This is a genomic window from uncultured Chitinophaga sp., assembly GCF_937874145.1.
Lineage (GTDB): Bacteria > Bacteroidota > Bacteroidia > Chitinophagales > Chitinophagaceae > Chitinophaga.
This window is the reverse complement of the sequence record NZ_CALNBI010000383.1, coordinates 1-6,463: the sequence shown is the minus strand read 5'-3', so window position 1 is coordinate 6,463 and position 6,463 is coordinate 1. Positions and strand designations below refer to the sequence as shown.

The following is a 6,463-nucleotide window of genomic DNA, read 5'->3' as shown; positions in this document are numbered from 1 at the left end:
CGACAATTCCAACGGCGCCTATGCGGCGCCCCGCCACCTGCTCGAACGCGGCCGCCGCAGCATCGTCTTCCTGCACGGGGAATTGCAGGAGAGGATCAACCGGGATAAAGTGGAAGGCTTCCATCAGGCGCTCGACGAATTCCGGTTCAAGCCCAGCAACGTCCTCATTTCGCTGATGAACGCCGATCATGTGCCCCTGTACAACTGGTACCTCATCAACGCCATCCCCAAGAAACTCGAAGTGAGCAGCTTCAACGCCGGCAACAACGAGATCGTGGTGGAAACGCTGGTGCTCTCTTACCAGTATTTCAAGTATTACGATCCCATCAGCGTAGGATTGGATGCGGCCGCAGGGCTCACCGCTTCGCTCGACATCAACATCGGGATATAAAACCATCCGCGTATGCCCATAGAAATCAGGGAACTCGTGATCCGCGCCAGGGTGGAGGAACCCGCCGCCCAGCAGTCCGGCCCCGCCGGGCCCGCTGCCAGTGCGGGCAATGCCCCGCCGCAGCAGGACATCCAGCAGATCGTTGCCATCTGCACGGAAGAGGTCATGAAATTATTGAAGAAACAAAACGATCGTTAATATGCTCGAATCCGTATTTGGCGGCGGAAAGCTCGAAAAGATGATCATCCGCGCCTTCAAGCCCGTTTCCAAAAAAAAGGAAAAACCCGTGCTCAGCGACGCGGAAGGGGATAAGTACATGGTGCAGGTGAACCCGGATAATTACGCGATCAATTACCGCGTCAATTACAACCGCCGGCCTGCACCGGGCAACTCCGGATCCGTGGCGCGCTACACGCACTCCTCGCCACCCGGACTGGAATTCACTTTCCTGTTCGATGGTACGGGCGTGGTGCCCAAACCCGCCGGTCCGCTCGATAATGTACCCATTGCAGGGGCAATTGCCGATCTCATCAGCGGCGGCGATGAGTACGACGTGATGACGGAGCTTCAGAAATTCGCCAAAGTGGTGTACCTCTTTGAAGGGAAAGAACACCGGCCGCGGCGCGTTCAGCTCAACTGGGGCAAGCTGGTGTTCACGGGCGTTTTGAGCACGCTGTCGATCACCTATAAACTCTTCAAGCCCGACGGTACGCCGCTGCGCGCGGAAGCGCGGGCAGGGTTTGAAGGCTCGATTGAGGATATGTTGCGGGAGAAGGTGGAAGATAAGAGTTCTCCGGATCTCACGCACGTCCGCCAGGTGATTGCGGGCGACAATATCCAGCTGATGTGCAACGAAATTTACGGCGCGCCGGATCATTACATCGAAGTGGCGCGGGCGAATAAGATGTACAATTTCCGCAGGCTGAAAGAAGGCTCCGAGGTCTTCTTCCCGCCTGTCAAACCCCAACCGAAATGAGCGACGAGGAATTACTGCCGATAGAACAGGAAACGAGCCTGGTGACGTTCACCGTCAAAGTGAACGGCCAGCCCGTGACCGGCGAAACGCCCGTCCTTTCCGTTACGGTCTGGAACGAAGCGAACCGCATCGCGGGCGCGCACCTGATCGTGTCGGACGGCGATGCGGCGATGGCAGACTGGCCCGTGAGCGCCGGGGAGCTCTTCCTGCCCGGCAATGAGATCGAAATTTTGGTGGGGTATCATAGTATGGAAGAATCGATATTCACCGGTATCGTCACTTCCCACGCCCTGAAGTTGCGCCAGCATACGTCGGAGCTGCAGGTGGAATGCCGGCACAAAAGCTCGCTGCTGGCCATCGGCAGGAAGAGCGCCTTATTCAAAGATCAGAAAGACAGCGAGATCGCCGCTGCCATCCTCGATGCGGAAGCGCTCACCGGCGAGATCGAAGATACGCCGGTCACGCACGCAGAGATGGTGCAGTACAACGCCTCCGACTGGGATTTCCTCATCACCCGGCTCGACGCGATCGGGTTTGTGGCCGTGACGAATGCAGACAAGATCGATATCCTCAAACCCGCCGTGGAAGCCGAAGGCGCGGCTACGCTCCGTTTCGGCACCAATCTCCTGGAATTCGACGGCGAGATCGACGGGAGCCTGCAATATGGCAGCGTGAAGGCGCAAAGCTGGGACCCTGCTTCGCAGGCGCTCCTGGAAGCCGAATCCGCCGAACCGGAATGGACCACGCCCGGCGACCTCACCGCTTCCGAAATGGGACTGCCGCTGGTAACGTTACGGCAGCCGGCGGGGCTGAAAGAAGAAGAAGTGCAGCAATGGGCAGATGCGGCGGTGCTCCGCAGCCGGATGTCTTTCCTCTGCGGAAGGGCCCAGGTGCAGGGGTTCCACCAGGCGGTGCCGGGAATCACGGTGGCCATCGAAGGGATGGGCTCGAGAATGAACGGGATGTCGTGGGTGAGCGGCGTGCGGCACGAGATCAGCGCCGGCAACTGGACCGTGGATCTGCAACTGGGCTTGTCGCCAAAGCAACATGCGGACAAGTTCCCCGTTTCGGCGAAGCCCGCGGGTGCCCTGGTGCCAGGGATCAACGGCCTGCATACCGCCATCGTCAAAGCCCTGGAAGGCGACCCCGACAGCGAAGGGCGCGTCCTCCTCCAAATACCTTCCATCGACACGGGCGACGACGGCGTTTGGGCACGCGTGTGCACCATGGATGCCGGCGACGGCCGCGGCAGCTTCTTCCTCCCCGAAGTGGAAGACGAAGTGCTGGTAGGCTTCCTGGACGACGATCCCCGTTACCCCGTGGTGCTCGGCGGCCTGCATAGCAGCGCCAAAGCTTCGCCCCTCGAACTGAAAGACGACAATCACGAAAAGGGATTCTTTACCCGCAGCGGTATGCGCGTCCTTTTCAACGACGATAAAAAGACCCTCGTCATCGATACGCCCGGCGGCAATAAAGTGTCGCTCGACGAAGATGCGGGTGAGATCACGATACAGGATCAAAACAATAATAAAATCGTTATGTCCTCCGGCGGGATCACGATTGAAAGCGCGAAAGACCTGGTGATGAAGGCTTCCGGCAGTATCAAGATGGAAAGTTCCACCGGGCTGGAAGCCAAGGCCGGTACGCAGTTCAAGGCGGAAGGCTCGGCGGGTATGGAAATCAGTTCCAGCGCCAATACCGTGATCAAAGGGGCGATCGTACAAATAAACTGATTATTATGTCAATGGCCGCAAGAGTGGGCGACATGCATGTTTGCCCGATGGTAACCGGAACGGTGCCGCATGTTGGCGGTCCGGCGCTGCCGCCCGGAGGGGCTACCGTCATGATCGGCGGGATGCCCGCGCTGCGGGTGGGCGATATGTGTACGTGCACCGGTCCGCCGGATGCCGTGGTGAAGGGTTCCGCCACCGTGATGATCGGCGGGATGCCCGCGGCGAGGATGGGAGACAGTACGGCGCACGGCGGTTCCATCATTATCGGTTGCCCCACCGTCATGATCGGCGGTTAATGTTTAAAAAGATTTGTTATGCCCCAGGAAAACGCATTTCTCGGAAGAGGCTGGAGCTTCCCGCCCAGCTTTTCGAAATTAGAAAGGGAAGTGAAGATGTTCGACGCCGAAGCCGACATCGAAAGCTGCATCGCTATCATTCTTTCCACAGAACTGGGCGAGCGCGTGATGCAACCTTCTTTCGGCTGGAAGCGCGACCGCTGGATCTTCGAATCGCTCGGTACTACTACGGCCACGGCCATCCAGTCGGAAATAGAAACCGCACTGGTCGTATATGAACCCCGTATCAAACTGAACAGCGTAAAGCTGCAGCAGGACCCCGCTGAGGCGGGTAAGGTGACGATCCTGGTGGATTATATGATCCGCAGCACCAATGCGCGCCACAACCTTGTTTACCCCTTCTATCTAACCGAAAAGTAACATGAGCGCTTCTGCACATATCTTGCAATACCTGCTGTCGGCCGACGGGCTGAACCAGGGCAGCCGTTCCCAGCCCGCGCTGGACCCGGCGGCGCTCCCGCTCGACGGGCGCAACCTGGCAGACCTCGCATCCTTCATCTACAAGCTGGCGGCGCAGGTGCGGTATTACGACGAGCAGCGCAATCCCGCCGGCGACTGGCAGGCATTCTTCGACCAGATCGCGGGGGCGGGTGAAGCGGAATTGCAGGCGATGCTTGCCGGGCCGGGGAACCTTGCTCCCCACCTCGCTTTACTGATGGCGTATTTCAAAGCCTTCACCATCGTGCGCAACGATGTGAACCAGCTCACGAAGAAGCGCCTGGATTATTATTACGAAGAAGTGCTGCGCCTCCGCCGTACCACGGCACAGCCCGATAAAGTGCATGTGCTGTTCGAACCGTCCAAATTCGCGAAGCCCCTGGTCCTGAAAGCCGGAACGGAGCTGGACGCGGGCAAGGCCACCAACGGGAAAGTCCTGCACTATGCGCTCGACAGCGAGCTGGTGGTGACGCAGGCGAAGATAGGCGGCCTCCGCAGCAGCTTCAGAGATGTCAATACCGGAGGTAAAAGTATTTTGTTCCGGGCGATGGATGCGGGGCAGGTTCGCCTCGGCACCCGCACTGCCTGGCGCCCGCTGGGCACCAAACAGTTGCCGATCCCCGAAGACAGCGGCCGCATGGAAACCGCGACGCTCGGCTGGGCGGTGGCTTCGCCCAACCTGTTTCTGTCGGAAGGATTGCGTTCCGTACGCCTGTTTATCCGCATGAAGGCGCCCGTCATAACCACCGCACTTATCATCACTCCGCACCTGAAAGTGGCGCTGACCACGGAAAAAGGCTGGCAGGAAACGGAGTTTACCTTCCATGCAGCCCTCCAGCCCGCACTGCCGCAACTGCCTGATGCCGAAAATGAAGTAACGCTGGAAGTGAATGTATCCATTCCCGTAGTGTTGCCCGCCATCGCCGCGTACAATGAGAAAGTGCATAAAGGCGCCTTCCCGACGCAGTGGCCCGTGATGAAAGTGAGCCTCGAGCCGCAGAGCTACCTCATCGAGCAGCTGAGTGCCTTTGAAGTGATCGATATTACGCTGGAAGTAGGCGCGCAGGGCATGAAGAAACTGGTGTTGCAAAACGACCAGGCGCTGCAGGCGGCGGATAAACCCGTATCGCCGTTTACCAGCCAGCCCCGGATCGGTTCGTCTTTTTACATCGGCCACCAGGAAGCATTCAGCAAAACGCTGAAGTCGATGAAGTTCATGCTGGAGTGGCAGGACCCGCCGGTGGATTTCAACGAGTATTACGATGGCTACGGCAATCCCAACATACAAAACGGCGTGTTCCGGGCGGATTTATTCATCCTGAACAACCGCAACTGGCAAACCAAACTGCTGCCCAACGCGCTGTTGTTCGTGGGCAACAACACCCTGGCGCCCGCGCCCGTCAACGTCATCGAAAGCAATTTCAATAACCAGACCGCTGCGCAGCCTTATCGCCGCAATCCTTCACTGGTATTGGGCGACGGCTTCACGCACGACGTGAACCAGGGCTTCGTGAAGTTATCGCTCAGTACGCCCACCGCGGCGGAGTTGGAGTTCATGCCCGTGGAAGAGCCCTTCGAGGCGTTTGGCCACAAGACTTACCCCGTGGCCTACACGAAACGGGTGATCGCCATCTCTAAAACCACCGTGGGTACACCGCCTACGCTTCCCAAGCCGCCTTATACGCCGGTGCTCAAAAGCGTGACGATGGATTACACGGCCAGGGATACATTCCGGCCGGATGCGCCCAACGGCATCGACCAGTTCTTTTTGCAGGATGTATTCGGGCCCGCCGAACCCCTGGCCAACACGCCCTCGGCGCTGCTGGCGGAACATCCGGGCGGAGGGGCGTTGTACATCGGCCTGCAGGGCGCGGAAGCCCCGCAAACCGTATCGTTGCTTTTCCAGATCGAAGAAGGCAGCCTGGAAAGCGCGACGCTCCTGCGCAGCAGCGACCTTCACTGGAGCTATCTCTCAGGCAGCGAATGGCGGCCCATCCTGGGGACGGATGTGCTCGAAGAAAGCACAAACGGATTGCAGCGCCCCGGCATCGTGCGGCTGAACCTCGGCGCCGATGCCACGCTTGCCCACAGCCGGATGCCCGCGGGCATGCGCTGGCTGCGGCTGCATGTCACAGAGAATCCTGGGGGCGCGGCATCGGTGAAAGAGATCTTCACCCAGGCGGCTACCGCTACCTTGCTTTTGCCGGAAACGGGAAGTGATGGATATGAATCGCACCTGGCGGCGCCGCTTCCTGCCGGCACCATCAGCAAACTGGTGAAGAAGATACCCTCGCTGAAAAAAGTGACGCAGCCTTTTGCCTCGTATGAAGGGCAGCGGCCGGAATCGGATACTTCTTTCTACCGCCGTGTCAGCGAAAGGCTGCGGCATAAAAACCGCGCGGTATCTACCGAAGATTTCGAGCGGATGCTGCTGGAATATTTCCCCGGCATTTACAAAGTGAAATGCATTCCGCACAATACGCGCGACAGCTGGATGCAGCCCGGCCAGGTGCGCATGGTGGTGGTGCCGGACTGGCGGAAACGCCCGACCGGGGACCCGCTCCAGCCC

At 59.1% G+C, this 6,463-nt stretch carries 7 protein-coding genes; all 7 read left to right on the top strand.

What is annotated here, in order from left to right; translation table 11 throughout:
- Window positions 1-391: phage tail protein (locus Q0510_RS18760; protein WP_298715254.1), on the top strand; the 391-nt coding region annotated here is incomplete at its 5' end.
- A 12-nt stretch (window positions 392-403) separates the two neighbouring features.
- The gene (locus Q0510_RS18755; protein ID WP_298715252.1) at window positions 404-589 is read left to right on the top strand and encodes a DUF5908 family protein; all 186 of its coding nucleotides are present in this window, start codon (window positions 404-406) and stop codon (window positions 587-589) included.
- 1 nt (window position 590) lies between these two features.
- Complete coding sequence (locus tag Q0510_RS18750) at window positions 591-1,367, top strand: hypothetical protein (RefSeq protein WP_298715250.1); 777 nt, start codon at window positions 591-593, stop codon at window positions 1,365-1,367.
- Window positions 1,364-3,100, top strand: coding sequence for a type VI secretion system tip protein VgrG (gene vgrG, locus Q0510_RS18745; protein ID WP_298715248.1), 1,737 nt, complete (start codon window positions 1,364-1,366; stop codon window positions 3,098-3,100). The genes Q0510_RS18750 and vgrG overlap by 4 nt, the downstream gene beginning before the upstream one ends.
- A gap of 5 nt (window positions 3,101-3,105) precedes the next feature.
- Window positions 3,106-3,396 (top strand): PAAR domain-containing protein, encoded by a 291-nt coding sequence (locus Q0510_RS18740; RefSeq protein WP_298715247.1) that lies wholly within the window; start codon window positions 3,106-3,108, stop codon window positions 3,394-3,396.
- 18 nt (window positions 3,397-3,414) lie between these two features.
- Window positions 3,415-3,816, top strand: a complete 402-nt coding sequence (locus tag Q0510_RS18735) for a GPW/gp25 family protein (RefSeq protein ID WP_298715245.1) — start codon at window positions 3,415-3,417, stop codon at window positions 3,814-3,816.
- Window position 3,817: 1 nt separating this feature from the next.
- Window positions 3,818-6,463, top strand: a 2,646-nt coding sequence (locus Q0510_RS18730) for a baseplate J/gp47 family protein (RefSeq protein WP_298715243.1), incomplete at its 3' end; no start/stop codon positions are given.